15 protein-coding genes and 2 pseudogenes are annotated in these 17,019 nt (G+C 74.2%); 5 read left to right on the top strand and 12 right to left on the bottom strand.

The window, feature by feature from the left end:
- Positions 1–202: 202 nt before the first annotated feature.
- A complete protein-coding gene (locus tag ACZ6J5_RS18410) occupies positions 203–2,353 on the bottom strand; it encodes an FUSC family protein (protein WP_469392656.1) in 2,151 nt (716 codons plus the stop codon).
- A 130-nt stretch (positions 2,354–2,483) separates the two neighbouring features.
- On the opposite strand from ACZ6J5_RS18410, the gene ACZ6J5_RS18405 reads away from it, so the two are divergent.
- Positions 2,484–2,606, top strand: coding sequence for a hypothetical protein (locus ACZ6J5_RS18405; RefSeq protein WP_469392889.1), 123 nt, complete (start codon positions 2,484–2,486; stop codon positions 2,604–2,606).
- 665 nt (positions 2,607–3,271) lie between these two features.
- On the top strand, positions 3,272–4,411 hold the full coding sequence (locus tag ACZ6J5_RS18400) for a MerR family transcriptional regulator (protein ID WP_469392654.1): 1,140 nt from the start codon (positions 3,272–3,274) through the stop codon (positions 4,409–4,411).
- Between the two features lie 17 nt (positions 4,412–4,428).
- Here ACZ6J5_RS18400 and ACZ6J5_RS18395 read toward each other — a convergent pair whose 3' ends face one another.
- From ACZ6J5_RS18395 to ACZ6J5_RS18370, 6 genes are all read right to left on the bottom strand, one after another.
- The gene (locus ACZ6J5_RS18395) at positions 4,429–5,262 is read right to left on the bottom strand and encodes a DUF1295 domain-containing protein (RefSeq protein WP_469392652.1); all 834 of its coding nucleotides are present in this window, start codon (positions 5,260–5,262) and stop codon (positions 4,429–4,431) included.
- Complete coding sequence (locus ACZ6J5_RS18390; protein WP_469392650.1) at positions 5,259–6,611, bottom strand: class I SAM-dependent methyltransferase; 1,353 nt, start codon at positions 6,609–6,611, stop codon at positions 5,259–5,261. The genes ACZ6J5_RS18395 and ACZ6J5_RS18390 overlap by 4 nt, the downstream gene beginning before the upstream one ends.
- On the bottom strand, positions 6,608–7,363 hold the full coding sequence (locus ACZ6J5_RS18385) for a DUF1365 domain-containing protein (RefSeq protein ID WP_469392648.1): 756 nt from the start codon (positions 7,361–7,363) through the stop codon (positions 6,608–6,610). The genes ACZ6J5_RS18390 and ACZ6J5_RS18385 overlap by 4 nt, the downstream gene beginning before the upstream one ends.
- A complete protein-coding gene (locus ACZ6J5_RS18380; RefSeq protein WP_469392647.1) occupies positions 7,360–8,619 on the bottom strand; it encodes an NAD(P)/FAD-dependent oxidoreductase in 1,260 nt (419 codons plus the stop codon). Before ACZ6J5_RS18380 ends, ACZ6J5_RS18385 begins: the two co-directional genes overlap by 4 nt.
- A gap of 209 nt (positions 8,620–8,828) precedes the next feature.
- Positions 8,829–9,476 (bottom strand): sigma-70 family RNA polymerase sigma factor, encoded by a 648-nt coding sequence (locus tag ACZ6J5_RS18375; protein ID WP_469392645.1) that lies wholly within the window; start codon positions 9,474–9,476, stop codon positions 8,829–8,831.
- A 475-nt stretch (positions 9,477–9,951) separates the two neighbouring features.
- Complete coding sequence (locus tag ACZ6J5_RS18370) at positions 9,952–10,869, bottom strand: helix-turn-helix transcriptional regulator (protein WP_469392643.1); 918 nt, start codon at positions 10,867–10,869, stop codon at positions 9,952–9,954.
- A 168-nt stretch (positions 10,870–11,037) separates the two neighbouring features.
- On the opposite strand from ACZ6J5_RS18370, the gene ACZ6J5_RS18365 reads away from it, so the two are divergent.
- Complete coding sequence (locus ACZ6J5_RS18365; RefSeq protein ID WP_469392870.1) at positions 11,038–11,616, top strand: non-oxidative hydroxyarylic acid decarboxylases subunit B; 579 nt, start codon at positions 11,038–11,040, stop codon at positions 11,614–11,616.
- Between the two features lie 66 nt (positions 11,617–11,682).
- The gene (locus ACZ6J5_RS18360; protein WP_469392641.1) at positions 11,683–13,164 is read left to right on the top strand and encodes a UbiD family decarboxylase; all 1,482 of its coding nucleotides are present in this window, start codon (positions 11,683–11,685) and stop codon (positions 13,162–13,164) included.
- A gap of 220 nt (positions 13,165–13,384) precedes the next feature.
- On the opposite strand, the gene ACZ6J5_RS18355 is transcribed toward ACZ6J5_RS18360, so the two are convergent.
- The 5 genes and pseudogenes from ACZ6J5_RS18355 to ACZ6J5_RS18335 all read right to left on the bottom strand — a co-directional run bounded on the left by ACZ6J5_RS18355 (position 13,385) and on the right by ACZ6J5_RS18335 (position 16,364).
- A complete protein-coding gene (locus tag ACZ6J5_RS18355; RefSeq protein WP_469392639.1) occupies positions 13,385–14,341 on the bottom strand; it encodes a hypothetical protein in 957 nt (318 codons plus the stop codon).
- Positions 14,342–14,562: 221 nt separating this feature from the next.
- A pseudogene (locus ACZ6J5_RS18350) lies at positions 14,563–14,829 on the bottom strand (LLM class F420-dependent oxidoreductase); the annotation flags it as partial.
- 260 nt (positions 14,830–15,089) lie between these two features.
- A pseudogene (locus ACZ6J5_RS18345) lies at positions 15,090–15,740 on the bottom strand (HAD family hydrolase); the annotation flags it as partial.
- 43 nt (positions 15,741–15,783) lie between these two features.
- On the bottom strand, positions 15,784–15,957 hold the full coding sequence (locus ACZ6J5_RS18340; RefSeq protein WP_469392637.1) for an STAS domain-containing protein: 174 nt from the start codon (positions 15,955–15,957) through the stop codon (positions 15,784–15,786).
- Between the two features lie 68 nt (positions 15,958–16,025).
- Complete coding sequence (locus ACZ6J5_RS18335) at positions 16,026–16,364, bottom strand: DUF3040 domain-containing protein (protein WP_469392635.1); 339 nt, start codon at positions 16,362–16,364, stop codon at positions 16,026–16,028.
- 113 nt (positions 16,365–16,477) lie between these two features.
- On the opposite strand from ACZ6J5_RS18335, the gene ACZ6J5_RS18330 reads away from it, so the two are divergent.
- Complete coding sequence (locus ACZ6J5_RS18330) at positions 16,478–16,966, top strand: flavin reductase family protein (RefSeq protein ID WP_469392868.1); 489 nt, start codon at positions 16,478–16,480, stop codon at positions 16,964–16,966.
- The last annotated feature ends 53 nt before the right edge of the window (positions 16,967–17,019 follow it).

Below are 17,019 nucleotides of genomic sequence, written 5' to 3'. Positions count from 1 at the left end.
GGCGGCCGGTGAAGCCCTCCCCCACGACCGCCGCCGGAACAGCCCTCGCACCGGAAGGGGCGCCCGACTCCGGTCACTGGACAAAGGAGCCCGGTGAGGCGGGAGCGGGCGCGGGCAAGCCGCCCGGCGGGACGGAGCGGGTGCGCGCGGGTGCGCCGGAGACAGGCTTCCGCCCGCCCCGGCGCACTCGCCGCGAGCACCCTCACCGCGCTCGGACGTACGCTCCGTCCGGGGCGTCCGGGTGGCTCGGTGCTGCGGCCCGGCCCCCGCCGGAGGACTCCGGGGCGACAGGTGTCAGCCTGCGCTGGAGGGTTTCGAGGGCCCCGACGAGCCGCAGGCTCAGAGCGTAGGCGCGGGCATGCGCGGCACCGTCCGGGGCGGACGGGGCGGCGAGCGCGGTCAGTCCGCTGCGGGAGGCACACGCGTCGAACGCGGCACGCAGCGTGCCGGGTTCGAGGGGCCGGTCCATCGCGAAGTCCTCGGTGAACCGGGACAGGTGGCCGTGGAGCAGCGCGGCGACCTCGGCGGCCTCGGGGACCGCGTCGGCGTCGGTCGCGGGCAGGTGGTGGTACAGCACCGAGGAGCAGCGGGCCACCTCGTGCACGGCCTGCTGGACAGCGGCGAGTTCGCCGTGGCTCCAGCGGGAGCGGTGCGCGCGCGGCTCGTGGGCGAGGCTCACGGTCGCAGCCTCCAGGCGTTCCCGGGCCTGCCGGGCCTGCTGGCGCAACGCGTCGATCTCGGCGTGGTCCACCGCGCCGGCCTCGGTCAGCGCGCCGACGAGGGCGGGCAGGAGGCGGGACTGCACGGCGAGCCAGCCGCCGATCAGGTGCTCAAGGCGCCGGTGGTGGTAGGTGGGCACCAGGACGAAGACCACGAGACCGAGCAGCGCGCCGACGACCGTGTCGGCGGGGCGCCCCCAGGAGATCAGCTCGGGGGCCGTGCCCAGGCGGGTGACGAGGAAGACGATCCACGCCGTGATGAAGAAGTTGAGCACCAGCTGTCCGGAGCGCAGGGTCAGAAAGACGCAGGCCGTCAGCACGACGGTGGCGATTTCCAGGGCCCTCGGGTTCCAGCCTTGCGGCAGCAGCACGGCCCAGGCGGCGAGACCGCCGACGACGGACCCGATGGGCCGGGCCCAACCGCGGGCGAAGGTGTGCCCGAAGTCGGGGAAGAGGACGAGCATGGTGGTCAGGGCGGCCCAGAAGCCGTGCTCGGGAAGGCCGTAGCCGCCGAAGTCGCCGAGGGCACGGCCCAGCGCCTCGCCCGCGGTGGTGCCGATGGCCAGGCGCAGCGCATGGCGGAACAGGGGCGCGTCGGGGCGAAGTTCGGCGCGCAGACGCCGCAGCGCCGAGCGGGTCGCGCTCTGGACGGGGAAGTCGTCGAGCGCGCCGTCGAGACCTTCGGCACCACGGTCGTCGAGCCAGTGGTCGACGAGGCGTTCGGCCTCCAGGACACGGGGGCGCAGCGCGTCCGCGCCGGGACCGCGCCAGGAGGCGAGGCGGTCGCGCGAGGCGGCCCGGGGCCCCGGGACGTCCAGGCGGCCGGTGCGGAGGGTGACGGCGAGGGAGGCGAGTACGTCGGCGAGGTCGTCGCCCGGCAGCCCTTCGCCGGGGCTGACGGCGTGCAGGGCCCGGCGGATGCCCTCCGCCTCGCCCAGAAGCGCGTAGAGCGGCGCGGCGGCCGGGCGGGAGAATCGCGGCAGCAGATCGAGGGCGGCGCGGGCGGTGGTGAACGGCGCCGAGGTGAGGTCGGGGGCGTGAGAGGCGCCCCGGGCCTGCGCGGCGAGGGCGTCGTAGAGGGCGGCGAGAGCCTTGCGCTGGGCGGGGTGGCGGCGTCCGTACGGCGGCAGGAGCTGGACGACGACCACGATGGCGGCTCCGACGGCCATCCACCCGACCATGACGAGCCCGGAGCCGACACCGGGTGAGAGGTCGGCGGTGAGCATGAGGCCGATGGCGACGAGGCAGGCGCGGATCCCGGGGGCGACACCCAGAGCGCGCCAGAGGCCGACCCCGTAGGACACGACCGCCAGGACGATCAGGAAGTACCAGCCGACCGGCTGGAGGAAGACGCCGACCAGTGTCGCGAGGCTGAAGCCCGCGCCGAGCGCGAGGGCGTTGACCGCGCGGTGGCGTATGGGGGCGAGCAGCGTGCCGATACCGACGATGAACGTGCCCACCTCCATCATCGCCCACGCGAGCGGGTCATCCAGGAGGGCTCCGACGACGGAGGCCGCCACGACGGCGACGAGCGCTCGCGCGATGGCGACGCGGTCGGAGAACACACGCTCCGTGCGCAGAGCGGCGGTGAGGCTCCGTCGCAGCGCACCTGCCCAGCCCATTACATCGTTCATGTAGATGTATTCTACACCTAATTTCTTGGGGGTGAGTCGCTCGCGACGTCCTTACCGCCAGGCGGGCGGGCCCGCCCGCGGTCACGCGACTACTCCACGCTGTCGCCGAGGAGCGGGCAGACCCGTCTCGGTGGGCTGCGCCCTGGGCGCCCTCGCCCCCTCGCACGACCTCTGCCCGATCGGCTGCTGCCCCCGCTGCCCCGCGCGCGCGGAGCGCGCCGCCGCGGCCGGCGCCGACAGCCCGTACGCCTGAGGAGCGCGCGGGTGCCCCGAGGGCGCTCAGTGCGGGCGCTCCGGGGCACCGGGCAAGGGTGCCAGGGCGTTCACGGTCTTGAGGTGCTCGACGGCGGCCTCGTCGACGCTCTCGGCCCGCCCGAATCCCGCCACTCCGACGGCCACGACGACGCGGTCCAGGCGTCCGAGGGATCGGGCCGCCCACGGCGCCAGGGCCGCGCAGCCGTCGAGGTCGTAAGCGTCGAAGACGCGCCGGGGGCAGTCGCCGGGCAGCCTGGACCGGTCGGCGAGCCGCTGCGCGTTCCGGCCGGCCAGGGCGACCGACGCGCCCTGCCTGTCCGCGGTTCCGCCCGCCGCCCGGGGCCGTCTCCGTACGGATCGGCTCCGCGCGGACGGACAGGTACCGAAGCACCATTTGTGATGCTTCGATGCCTTTTCTCGCCGCGAGAGCGCCCGGATGCACTTCCCCGGCCGTCAACGAGCCGTTCACCCGTCCGGCGGCGGAGTGAGCCGGCGGCCGGCTGACGGGGGGCCGTCATGCCCGCCCCGGCCGGCCGGGTGCATCCGATCCGGGGGCCCGGCCGGAAACCCAGGACGACCGGTGCCGGCGCGCGGACCGGCCGGAGGCGGCCCCGCCTCCGCACGCACCTGCCCGCACCGCTCCCGCACCCCACGGTGGTGACCATGCACGACACCGATCCCGGCATCACCACGGGTGCCCTGGCCCGGCGTCTCGGCGTCTCCCCGACCACCGTGCGGTCCTGGGACCGGCGGTACGGGATCGGCCCGGCCGGTCGCGGAGACGGACGCCACCGGCGGTGGAGCCCCGCGGACGTGGCCATGCTGGAGGAGATGTGCCGTCTCACCGCCTCCGGCGTCCCGCCGGCCGAGGCCGCCCGGGCCGCCCGGCGCGAGCGAACCGCACCGGACTCGCCGGAGGCACCCGAGGTGGGCGCCGCCGCTCCGGGCCGGGCTGACGTCACCGCGCTCGCCGCGCCCTCCGAGACGACCGGGCCGGAAGCCGGACCAGGACCCGTGCCGGAACACGCGCCGCGACCGGCTGCGCCCTCCCGGCGGTCGGCGGCCGGCAGCGGACTGCCGCTGGGCGACGTCCGGCAGGAGTGCCGGGGGCTGGCCCGCGCCGCCGTCCGGCTGGACGCGCCCGCCATGGAAGAGCTGCTCCGGGCGGCGCTGGCGGAACACGGCCTGGTCACCTGCTGGGAGGAGATCATGGCGCCGACGCTGCGTGCGCTGGGCCGGAAGTGGGAGTCCTCGGACGACCGTTACGTCGAGGTGGAGCACCTGCTGTCCTGGCACGTCTCCACGGCGCTGCGACGGGCCGCCGTCTCCGGACCGGCGGCCACCTCCCGGGCGACTCCGGTCCTGCTGACCTGCGTCCCCGCGGAGCAGCACACGCTGCCCCTGGAGGCGCTCGCCGCGGCTCTGGCCGAACGCGGTCTGCCGGCCAGGATGTTCGGCGCGGCCGTGCCCGCCGACGCCCTTGAGGCGGCGGTCAGGCGCTCGGGTCCCGCCGCCGTCGTCCTGTGGTCCCAGTCCCGGTCCACCGCCGACCCCGCCTTGGCCCAGCGGATCGCGCGGACGGCGTTCGGGATCCGGGGAGCGTCCACCTCTCCCCTGGTCCTCCTCGCGGGCCCCGGCTGGCTCGGCCGCCCGCCCGCGTCCGGCACGGCGCGCCCCGCCGGTCTGCGCGAGGCCCTCACCCTGATCTCACGGTTGTACGGGGAGGGCGGGGGCGAGGAGGAGGATGCCGGCCGGGCGGAGCGGGGGCACGGGGCCGCCGGGCCCTTCGGGACCGGCGGCTGACGCCGTCCCCGGCCGGCTCAGGGGCGGGGCGCGCCCGTCGTGCCCGGCCGGAGCGGACGGGGCGGCAGGGGGACGAAGCCGCTCGTGCGGGCCCGGTACTCCGCGTATCCCGGCCGGTCCCGCATGTGGGCCTCCAGGAGCCGCTTGCCGCTGCCCCAGATGAGGAGGCCGCTCATGACCAGCGGGGAGACCAGGGTGAGCAGGGCGGTCTGCCAGTCGGCGCAGGCCGTCAGGTACAGGCCCCACCACACCAGGAAGTCACCGAAGTAGTTCGGGTGGCGGGTCCAGCTCCACAGCCCCCGGTCCATGACGCGCCCCCGGTTGGCCGGGTCGGCCTTGAAGCGGGCGAGCTGGTGGTCCCCCACCGCCTCGCAGGCGAGTCCGGCCGCCCAGACGGCGAGCCCGAGGTACAGGGTCGCGTCCGGCGGCCGGGGCGTCAGGACCGCGAACTGGACGGGCAGCGAGACCAGCCAGACGAGGGCGCCCTGGAGCAGGTACACCTTGCCCAGGGCGTACAGGGCGGGGTTGCCCCGGGCGCGGGCGAGCATGCGCGCGTACCGGGGGTCCTCCCCGTGGCCGCGCCCCCGGCGGGCGATGTGGGCGGCGAGCCGCAGTCCCCAGACGGCGGTCGCGAGCGCGACGAGGCCCCGCCGCACGTCGTCGCCGTGACCGTCCGCGAGGAACCAGGACACCGCCGCGACGGCCGCGAAGGCGATGCCCCAGGCGACGTCCACGATCCGGTGCAGCCGGCGGGCGGTGCCGACGGCGAAGGCCACCAGCATGACGGCGAGGGCGGCGGCGGCGGAGGCGGCGAGGACGGAGCCGAGCGCCGTGGTGTCGACGGGGCTCACGGCGTCTCCCCGTACCGGCTCGCCGGGGAGGAGTCCGTCGCGCCCGTGCCGTCGGCGGTGAGCCGGAGCTGGCGGACGTCGAGGTAGTGGGAGCGGAAGCCGGCTTCGGACCAGGCGAGGTAGAACTCCCACATGCGGCGGAAGACGTGGTCGAAGCCGAGGGCGTCGACGGCGGCCTCCTCGTGCCGGAAGCGGGCGCGCCACTGGCGGAGGGTCTCCGCGTAGTGGCCGCCGAACCCGGTGTCGTGAGTGATGCGCAGTCCGGCGGCGGCGGACTCGCGGGCGAGGGCCTCGGGCGAGGGGATGAGGCCGCCGGGGAAGACGTACTTGCTGATCCAGGTGTGGGTGCGGGCGGTCGCGAGCATCCGCTCGTGCGGCATCGTGATGGCCTGGAGCGCGACCCGGCCGCCGGGGGCGAGGAGGCGGCGGAGCGCGGCGAAGTAGTCGGGCCAGAACTCGGCGCCGACGGCCTCGATCATCTCCACGCTGACGACGGCGTCGTACCGGCCGCGTACGGCGCGGTAGTCGAGCAGTTCGACGGTGACGCGGTCGGCGAAGCCGGCCCGGGCGACGCGGTCTCGCGCGAGGGCGAGCTGTTCCTCGGAGAGGGTGACGGTGCGGACGCGGGCGCCACGGGCGGCGGCGCGGATCGCGAGTTCGCCCCAGCCGGTGCCGATCTCCAGGAGCTCGGTGCCCGGGCCGGTCTCCGCCAGGTCGAGGAGCCGGTCGATCTTGCGGTGCTGGGCGGCGGTGAAGGCCGCGTCGGAGAGGATCCCGGGGGCGCCGGGGAGGGGGTCGAAGACGGCCGACGAGTAGCTGAGTCCGGGGTCGAGGAAGAGCGCGAACAGCTCGTTGGAGAGGTCGTAGTGACGGCGGATGTTCTCGCGGGAGCCGTCGGGGGTGTTGAGGTCGGCGCCCGGCCTGCGCCGCACCCACGCGCCCCGGAAGCGGTGCAGCGGAGCGGGAACGAGCTCGTCGACGTGACCGGCGAGGACGGTGAGGACATCCACGAGGTCGTCGGCGTCCCACTCGCCGGCCATGTACGACTCGCCGAAGCCGATCAGCCCATCGGCGGCGATCCGCCGGTGGAAGGCCCCGGGGTCGTGGAGCGTGAGCGTCGGTACGGCGTCGGCCTCGCCGTACCGCGCCACCGGGACGGCGGTCGCGCCGGGCGTCGCTATCCGCAGGGGCAGCCGGGTGAACGCGCGTCCGATGATGAGGCGTGCCACGGCGGTGCGGACGGCGGAGGCGTGCGGGGCGCGGGCGACGTCCGGCCAGCGGTCCGGGTCGGCCTCGACACGGCCCCCGTGGACGTCGTGGGTGGCGGGCGGTGGAGAGGAGAGGGTCACGGGGTGCCTTCCTGCGGGGTGGGAGTGGTGCGGGGCCGGACGCGGAGGCCCTTGAGGTAGAGGTGGACGCCGTGGCGGCGGATGCCGAGGGACACGGCCGCGGTCGACCAGGGGTGACGGAGCGCGGCCGCCAGGAGGCCCCGGGGACCGGCGGGCCGCCGGGTGCCGCGGACGGTGGCGGTCAGGGGGCGGCTGCCGTCGGTGTGGCGGAGCTGCACGGTGAGGTCGAGGCGGTCGCCGGGGAGCGGCAGCCGCATCCGGTAGGTGCCCGCGACGTCCAGGAACGGCGAGACGTAGAAGTCCTTGGGCGTCTCGGCGCGGCCACGCTCGTCGGTGCGCAGCAGGTACGTGTGCCGTCCGCCGTACGTGTTGTGCACCTCGGCGACGACGCAGACGGGCCGGCCCGCCCGGTCGTGGCACCAGTAGAGGGTGAGGGGGTTGAAGACGTGTCCGAGGACCCGCGCGTGGGCGAGCATCAGGACCCGGCCGTCCGCGTCGTGGACACCGTGCTCGGCCAGGCGGGCGTCGAGCCCGGCCCGGAGCGAAGGGGCGTCGCCGTCGAAGTGGTCGGCCGGGTCGAAGCGGGCCAGCGGCCGGAGCGGACGCGGCAGCAGCGGCAGGTCGTCGAGGTCGACCAGCCACATGTAGGTGCGGTGCCGGAGGCTGTGCCGCAGCGGGGTGACGCGGGTGTGCGCGATCTCCGTCTCGTACAGGGCCGGCACGGAGAGCGGTATCGGGGCGGCCGTCCTCATGTCCGGGCTCCCAGGTGACGGGCTGCCTCGACGCCCGAGCGGCAGCCGTCCTCGTGGAAGCCCCAGCCGTGGTACGCGCCGGCGTAGGCGGTGACGGGCGTGCGCAAGGTCGGCAGGAGCCGTTGGGCGGCCACCGACTCCGGGGTGTAGACGGGGTGTTCGTACGTCATGCGGGCCAGCACCGTCGTGGGGTCGACGCGGTCGCCGGGATTGAGGGTGACGACGTGCGGTTCGCGGGTGCCGAGCCGCTGGAGCCGGTTCATGTCGTAGCTGACCTGTACGGAGCCCGGGCGCGCGGCGCAGGACGGCAGGAGGTAGTTCCAGGAGGCGCGGGCGTGGGGCGAGCGCGGCAGCAGGCTCGTGTCGCGGTGCAGGACGGTCGGATTGCGGGAGTACGTGAACGCGCCGAGGACCCGTCGTTCCCGCTCGGTGGGGTCGGCGAGCAGCCGCAGGGCCTGGTCGGGATGGACCGCCAGCACCACGGCGGCGTGTTCGGCGGACGCGCCGTCGGCGGTGACGACCGTGGCGCGGCCGTCTCCCCGGACCACGGCGCGTACCGCGGTGTCGATCCGCACGGAGGGGATCGACTTGGCGAGTCGTTCCACGTAGGAGGCGGATCCTCCGGTGACGGTCCGCCACCGCGGGGATCCGGTCACGGACAGGAGCCCGTGGTGGTCGAGGAAGCGGAAGAGGTACACGGCCGGGTAGCGCAGCGCCGTGTCGGGGGCGCAGGACCAGACGGCGGAGACGAGGGGGATCGCGAAGTGGCTGACGAAGTGGGCGGAGAAACGGTGGGCGCGGAGGAATCCGCCGAAGGTGAGGGTCATGTCGTCGGCGGCGAGCAGGCCGCGGGCGGCGCGGTGGAACCGGGGCACGTGGGCGAGGGTCAGCAGGTGCTCGCGCCGCAGGACGTTGCCCCCGCCGAGCAGGCCGCGGAGACCGCGCGCGCCCGCGTACTCCAGTCCGCAGCCGTCGCAGCGCACGGACATGCTCATCTCGGCGTCCTGGGTGGGGACGTCCAGCTCGCGGAAGAGGCGCAGGAGGTGGGGGTAGGTGCGCTCGTTGTGGACGATGAATCCGGTGTCCACGTGGAGCGTGCCGCCCTCGGCGGCGGGCAGTTCATGGGTGTGCGCGTGGCCGCCGAGGCGGTCGTCCGCCTCGTACAGCACCACGTCGCGCGTCCGGGACAGGTAGTGGGCGGCGGTGAGGCCGGCCACCCCCGCCCCCACCACGGCGACGCTGCCTCGTCCGTTCATCGTGTCCCATCCCCTTGTGCGCGCCGCTCCCGTGCGGGGGCGCCGCTGTGTCGTGTGTCGTGCCCGTTCGTCGTGCGGTCGGGCCGTGAAGTGGTTCGGAGCGGGCGGCCGTCCGGACGGGTCGGGCCGCGGGTAGATCCGGGACCGGGTCGGTGCCCGGTCCGGGCGGGTGCCCGACCGGGCGCTTCCGGCGGCGGGCCGCCGGTCGGTCAGCGGCTCAGGCCTGCGCCGGCCAGTTCGAGGCTGCGCCGCATGCGCTGCAGGCCACGGCGGGCGTGGCTCTTGACCGTGCCGAGCGGCATGCCCGTCCGGTCGGCGATCTGCGTCTGGGTCAGGTCCGCGAAGAAGGCGAGTTCCAGGACGTCCCGCTGGACGTGCGGCAGCCGGGACAGCTCCTCGGTCACGACCAGCCGGTCGAGGACCCGCTCGGGCTCGTCGTGCACCGTGCCTTCACGCTCCAGGGACGCACCGAGGCCCGCCGCGATTCCGATGCGGCGGGTGCGGGCGGTCAGGGCGTCGGCGATCTTCCGTCGGGTGATGCCGCTGAGCCAGGCGGGCAGACTGCCCCGTTCGGGGCGGAAGTTGGCCCGGCCGCGCCAGGCGGCGGCGAACACCTGCTGGGTGATGTCCTCCGCCTCCCGGGGGTCGCCGAGGGCGCGGGCCGCGAGGGTCTGCACCAGGCGGCCCCAGCGCCGGTAGGCGATGGCCAGGCAGTGCTCGTCGCCGTCGGCCAGGCCCCGGGCGATCCGGTCATCGGTGGCGGTGTCGTCGACGGTGCCGGTGGCGGTGTCCCGGTGGACGACTTCCGCGGCGGGCGCGGCGGGGGCGGGGGCTCCGGTAGGCCGTGGTGCGGTCATGGCGCTTCCTCCTCCAGGTGGTGGCACGGGCGTCCACCGGGAATACCGCGTGCGCTGCGCGAGCGGCGGGTCCGGGACCTCGATGGCCCCGTGCGCCTCACGTTCCGCCCGGCACCTCCTCGCGCACAACTCGCATCGTTTACGCATCGGAATTCTTGGCATTTCGACGCACACGGGGAACAGCGCCTCACAGGGCGCGTCCCCCGACGAGCTCGCGGCCGGCGGGCCCATCCGGCGGGGCACCCACGCCGGACGAACCCCGAGGAGCTTCCCGCGCGCTCGTCCGGACCCGGCGGGCCCCCCGCCTCCGACCCTCAAAGGCACCTGCGCGACGGCGCCCGGCGGCCCCGGCCGGTCACGCGCCGAGGTCGGGACGGCTCGTCGGCCGGGCGTCGGAGCGGTTCATCGGCTTCTCCGAGGTGACCGCCTTCCGGCTCGGTGGGCCCGCCGACCGGCTCGGCACCGCGACCAGCGCTCACGTCCCCGCGTCCGGCAGGGCCCTGGCCCGGCTGCGGAAGCCCGCGGGTGTCTCGTCGGTCCGTTGGCGGAAGAAGCGGGAGAACACCGTCGCCGAGGGGAAGCCGAGGCGCTCGCCGATGGCCGCGGTGAGTAGTTCGGTGTGCAGGAGAAGCCGTTTGGCTTCCAGTACGAGCCGGTCGTCGATGAATGCCTTCGCTCCGCGTCCGACCGCCGCGTTGCTGGCCCGGGTCAGCGTGCGCACGCTGTAGCCGAGTTCGGCGGCGAACTGCTCGACCTGGTGCAGGCGCGTGAAGTCGCGCTCCACGGCCTGCTGGAAGCGGCGGAAGGTGTCGTCCCCCGCCGTGCGGCGGCGGTGACCGCCCGGAAGGTGGCTGAGACGGAGGACGAGGACGGCCAGCAGGTGACGGACCACCTCGATGTGCGCGTCGAGGGGAAGGTTCCGCAGGTCCTGGTACTCGCGCTCCAGGAGGTCCAGGGTCTGGGCGACGGGCTCACGCAGGCCGGACGGGGGCGTGAGCGGCAGCCGCCATGCCCTCCGGTCCAGTCGGGCCGAGGCGACCGTGGCGCTGTCCAGGAAGCTCGGCTGAAAGAGGATCACCGACGCGCACGCGGCGTCGACGCCCTCACCACAGCCGTCGCCCCGGAGCCGCAGGACCTGCCCCGGCCGCACCCACAGCCAGGAGCCGGCGTCCATGAGGCACTCGGTCAGGTCCACCTCGCAGTCGAGGACACCGGAACGCACCGTGATCAACAGATGGAACCCGGGCCGCACCACCGCACCGGCCGGCCGGCCGAGCCGTTCGACCCGCCTCCGCCACCCCGCGAGGTCGGTGACCTCGACACCCGGCGGACCGCCCGGAGTCACGGGAAAGGGGAAGTCCGCGATGTCGCCGTCTTGTCCGATTCTGCGCATGGTCTGCCCGAGAGTACCCCCTGGCAGATTGATGGCCGTACCTAGTGTGACCAGTGCAGCATCCCCGAAACCGGCGGGGATCGATCGGACCGGCGGGACCTCGTCATGACCGAAAAACACCAGATCGCCGAGCAGGCGGCCCACGCCGCTCACCTGGGGACGCCGCGCCTGCGCGTCGCCGTGGGCATGACGGGTGCGACAGGCGCCGTCCTCGGCCTGAGGCTGCTGGAACGCCTGTCGGAAGACTCCGGCGTCGAGACGCACCTGGTCCTCAGCCGTTGGGCGCGCGCCACCATCGAGCTGGAGACCGGCCGGTCGGCACGCGATGTGGCCGAACTCGCCGACGTCGTACACCACCCCGAGGACCAGGGCGCTCCGCTCTCCTCCGGGTCCTTCCGTACCGACGCCATGGTGATCGTTCCCTGCAGCATGAAGACCCTGGCAGGCATTCGCGCCGGCTACGCCGAGGGACTCGTGCAACGCGCGGCCGACGTCACGCTGAAGGAGCACCGGACGCTGGTGCTGGTGCCCCGGGAGACCCCGCTCAGCGAGATCCACCTGGAGAACATGCTCGCCCTCGCGCGCATGGGGGTCCGCATCGTTCCGCCGATGCCGGCCTTCTACAACCACCCGCGCGACGTCGACGACATCGTCGAGCACATCGTCTCCCGGATCCTCGACCAACTCGGCCTCCAGGCGCCCTTCGCGCGCCGCTGGAGCGGCATGCGGGCCGCACGCACCGCCTGACGCCCCCCACCACCACACACACGAACCCCGCCGCCCGTGAGCGGCGGAAGAAAGCGAACCGGCATCATGAACCAGTCCGACCCCGCCCTGGACTTCCGCGCCTTCCTCACCCGGCTCCTCGCGGACGAGGACGCCGTGGCCATCGCCCAGACCGTCGACCCGCACCTGGAGGTCGGCGCGATCACGCGCCGCGCCTACGAGACACAGGCCCCCGCCCCCCTCTTCACCGCCCTCAGCGGAACCTCGCCGGGCTTCCGTATCCTCGGCGCACCCGCCGGGCTGAACCGCGACCCCCGCACCCGGTACGGCCGACTCGCCGCCCACCTGGGCCTGCCCCGTACCGCGGACCCGCGCACGATCCTGGAACACCTGGTAGCCGCCATGAGCGCCCCGCCTCTGGCACCGGTCGTCGTCCCCGACGGCCCCTGCCAGCAGAACGTCCGCACCGGACAGGCCGTCGACCTGGAGACGCTCCCGGTGCCCCTCCTGCACCAGGAGGACGGCGGACGCTACCTCGGCACCTACGGCTTCCACATCGTACGGAGCCCGGACGGCGCCTGGACCAGCTGGTCGGTCGCCCGCACGATGCTGCACGACCGTCAGACCCTTGTCGGCCCGGCCATGCCCCAGCAGCACATCGGCATGATTCGCGAGATGTGGCGGCGGCGCGGCGAGCGCACCCCCTGGGCCATGGTGCTGGGCGCCCCGCCCGCCGCCCTGGCCGCGGCCGGGATGCCGCTGCCGGGCGGTGTCAGCGAGGACGGCTACGTCGGAGCCCTCACCGGAAGCCCCGTCGAGGTCGTGCGCGCCCGCACCAACGACCTGCTCGTCCCGGCCCACTCCGAGATCGTCCTGGAGGGGTACATCGACGACGCCACGGCGCTTGAGGGCCCGATGGGTGAGTACCACGGGTACGCGTTCCCAGAAGGAAAGCAGCAGCCCGTCTTCCGCGTGGAAGCGGTCACCTGGCGCGACGAACCGGTCCTGCCCGTCTGCGTCGCCGGACTCCCGCCCGAGGAGAACCACACCATCTGGGGCACGATGATCTCGGCTTCGGCGCTCGACCTGCTCCGCACCGCCGGTCTGCCGATCGACCTGGCCTGGTGCTCCTACGAAGCCGCCACCTGCTGGATCGTCGTCAGCGTCGACCGGGAGCGGTGGCGGCGGCTCGCGCTCACGCACCGCGAGCTGATCGACCGGGTGGCGGAGGTGCTGTTCGCCTCGCACGTCGGCTGGCTGGTCCCCAAGGTGATCCTGGTGGACGACGACATCGACATCACCGACATCGACCAGGTGGTGTGGGCGATGGCCACCCGCTGCCACCCGGAAACAGGCCACCACTCCTTCCCCGACGCGCCGGGCATCCCGATGGTCCCGTACCTCACCCCGGACGAGGTCCGCGCGGGGAAGGGCGGCAAGTCCCTCACCGACTGCCTCCTCCCCCACGACTTCCGCGGCACCACCGCGTCCTTCCGCGGCTCCTACCCGCCGGCCCTCCAGCGACACGTCCTCGACAACTGGACCCGCTACGGCTACCGCCACGACTGAGAGTCCCGTACGTAGGGATGGGGGGCCGCGGTCCGCGACGTCGACCTCGTCGAGCGGCGCGGACCAGCGACGGCGCCGGAGCCCAGACCCCTCCCCACGGTGGTGCGCCCGAGGAGGGCCCGCGCGGCGCGATCCCGGGGACCCGCGTCCCCGACCTCGCCGAGCTACGCACCGCCGGTGCCCGCGTGAGCCGTCCCGGTCCGTGGCGAGGGCTTGGGGGCTACCGCTCGTCCCCGGCCGCGGAGAGCTCCCTCGCCTTCGCGGCGGCCCGCTCCGACTTCTCGTTGGCCCGGTCGTGGTGGTGCAGCAGGTACGTGCGGAGGATCTTCGCGCACTCCTTCTCGGAGTCGTAGGCCGCGTCATCGACCAGGGCGAAGTCCCTGGCGATCTCCTTGATCCCGTCTTCCCGCGTTTCGTAGACCGGATGCCACTTGGTCGGGAAGAGGCTCTGGAGGAGCTTCAGCTGAGGGACCTCCTGGAGGGCGAGGACGCTCTCGGGGTCGTGCGCCCTGAGGAAGATGTGGACGGGGTGGTCCACGGCCTGCTGTACGAACTCCCTGGACAGGACGTTCCACATCGGGGTCTTGAGCGTCCATACCGACGTCACGGAAAGGCTGTGGATCACGCTCCCGATACGGGTGGATTCCAGCGGGGAGTGCCCCTTCGTCTCGGCGTAATCACTGATCTCCTTGCCTCCCGACCAGAGGGCCAGCGCCGGCTTGTCGATCGCCAGGTACTCCTTGACGAACTTCCCCAGTTCCTGGAACCACGTGTTCGAGGCCCGGTGGTCACGCTGCTCCTGGCGGTCCGTGGACGTCGCCATGGCCTCGTCGTTCAGCGGACCCTGCTCGGCGACGCCGCCGAGGACAAGCTGCCAGATGATGTCCGCGTCGCCGTCGGGGATGCCCTTCTCCTTCATGGCCGCGCAGAACGCGGACCACTCCGGGTGCCGAGTGGGATGGGCGGCACTCTGCCGCGCCTCCTCCCTGGCCTCGGACTCCTCCTGACGCTGCACCCAGCGCGTGACGGCCGCGTTGCCGGCCGTCCGCTGGAGGGTGGCGAGCACGGCGGGGTGCGGCATCCCCCCGGCGGGGCCCGCCACCCCGACGTCCCGCACCCGCCGCGCCGACACCGCCGCACTCGTCGGTGACCCGGCGGGTCGCTCTGTCGCTCGCACACTCAGTCCTTCGGATCGCCGTACGGCCGACTCAGAACGTAAGCCAGCACCCCGGCCCCCCACGAGGGCCAAAGAGGCAGACCGGAAGGCACCGATGGACGAGAAGCGACCGGCTGAACGGCGGCGTCTCGCAGAATGAGGTTCGCAGTCGTCGCCAACAGATGATGCCGCGTGCGGGTTGGAGTAGTCCGAGGTGGACGTCGGCACGGATCTGGTAGCGGGACGCCCAAGGCGAAGCGGGCGCCCGTGAGGGCGCTCGACGCGGCGGCGGCCTGGGCGGTGACCGCCGGGTGGAGGCGCACGGTCGGGCAGGTGACCAGCGTGGTGCAGGGCAGGTCGGCCGTCCGGGACAGCGCGCCGATCACCGACCACACGAACGCGCTGTCGCCCTGGGCGTCGTTCCACGGGTGGAAGCGGTCGGAGACGGCCTGCCGGGCCCGGCAGGCCTGATCGATCAGCTCTCCGGGAGTGAACTCCTCGCACGACAGGAAGGCGCCGTAGTCGGACCCCTCCGCTGTTCCTCACGCCCGATACCGGGCTCCTGGCGTTTGGCGGACCTGCCTCCCGCGTCGTCCGCGGAGTTCCGCCGCCGCTCCCGCGCGACCTCGTCGGCCTCGGCGGCGGCGGAGCGCTCACGCGGCCCTCCCCCGCCGGGGCCGGGACGGGGACCCGGGGTGGGCTCGCGGGGGTGGCGAACTGTCCGTCGCGGTGTCATCGCACTCGCCCCTCCCCGGCGTCGGCCGCGGCGAAGGGGGGGGTCGCCCAGGTGGGCGAGGAGGTCGGCCGGGTCGTCGTACACGGCGGCGGCGCCGGCTTCGGTGAGGTCTGCGCGCGGAATGCCCCCGCACAGCAGGCCGACGCCCGCCACCCCGGCCCGGCGGGCGGCTTTCATGTCCCAGACGCTGTCGCCGACGAAGACCGCCCGTTCGGCGGGCACGTCGACGAGGGAGAGGGCGTGCACGAGGGGATCGGGGGCGGGTTTGCCGGACTCGACGTCGTCGGCGGTGGCGGTCTCCCGGATGGCGTCGTCGGCGTCCAGGGCGCGGCGCAGCGAAGCCAGTTCGCGGTCCTTGGCCGAGGTGACCAGCACGACCGTCCAGCCGGCGCCGGCCAGCGTGCGCAGCAGTTCGGCGGCGCGCCCGAAGGGTTGCAGCCGTTCGAAGTACGTGCCGTAGAGGCTGTCGTGCGCCGCGCCGAGCCGGGCGGCGTCGGAACGGTCGCGGGACGGGCCGAGTACGTGGTCGACGAGTTCCTCACCCGGCAGTCCGATGGCGTGCTGCACGGCCCGGGTCGGGACACGGTGGCCGTCCTGCCGGAACGCCTCCCACCAGGCGACGACGTGCAGGGGGTTGGTGTCGACGAGGGTTCCGTCGACGTCGAAGAGCGCGGCGCGGTCCATGGGGTGGCCTTCCTCGGGCCCGCCGTGAGGGGCGGGCCCCGGGTCAGTCGGGCGTGGCGGGGCCGGCGGGGAGCAGGCCGGTCGCCCCGGTGATGTCCAGGAGGCGGAGCATCTGGTGGCTGGGCACGGCGAGCCGCAGGGAGCGGCCGGTGCGCCGCGCCCTCTCGGCCGCCGATCCGTGGGCAGTGTGGGGGGGGCTCCTGTGTGGGGTTTCCATGATGCGCACCTTCTCGGTACCAGGCGCCTGCCCCGGGCCCTACGGCCCATGCGTCCGCGCGAGCCCGGTCACGTACCGCGGTGCCTCGCCCACCGTCGGCACCAGCGCACGACCAGAGCCGTGAGCCCGGCCGGGGTCAGCGCCCACGCCCCGGCGAACGCCCAGACCGGGACCGGGCTTCCGGTCCCTGCCGCCGGCACCGTCAGCGCGACGGCACCCGCGAAGAAGACGACGACTCCCAGTGGCAGCAGCCGCGTGGAGGTGACGCGAGGCGCCAGACGCCCGCCCGGCAGAAGCCCCCGTCTCATCGACCGCGAGCGCCGGTCGAGGCGCCTGTCACCGCTGAGCTCCGCCTCGATCCCGGCCAGCGCGTGGCGCTCGCGTGCGGACAGCCCGACCTCGTCCATGGGGGTCGCACCTCCTGTCACCTGTCGTCGGGCGACTGCCCGGCGCGGGTCGGGGCAGTCGCTCGCCGGGGAAGAAGTCGTACGAGGGGTCACGGAGGGAGCGCGTGAGCGTCATGGTCGATTTCCCGGCCTTCAAGGAACAGCTCGACAGTCCGATGTACGTCGTCACCGCGGCGTCTTCCGGGCGGCGGGGCGGCTGCCTGGTGGGGTTCGCCTCACAGTGCTCCATCGACCCGCCCCGGTTCGTCGTGTGGCTGTCCACGGCCAACCACACGTACCGCGTCGCCCGTACGGCGGAGCACCTGACGGTGCACTTGCTGCACCGGGGTGACAGAGCGCTGGCCGAGCTGTTCGGCGGGGAGACGGGCGACCGGACGGACAAGTTCGCCGAGGTGGCCTGGCGGCCCGGAGAGGGCGGTAGTCCCGTCCTGGACGGCCTTTCGACGTGGTTCACGGGCCGGATCGACAGGCGGATCGAGGGCGGCGATCACGTGGGCTTCCTGCTGGTTCCCGTGGCGGCGGCCCCGTCCCGGCCGGATGCCGCCGCGCCGCTGCTGCGGTACGGAGGGCTGCGGGACGTCGATCCGGGGCACCCGGCCTGAGGGGACGGGAACCGCGCGGACGGGACGGCCGGGTGGGCGGCTACGGGCGGCTG

The organism is Streptomyces sp. NPDC042100 (genome assembly GCF_055582325.1).
The sequence above is the reverse complement of the archived record's forward strand: the minus strand, read 5'-3'. Positions and strand labels throughout refer to the sequence as shown.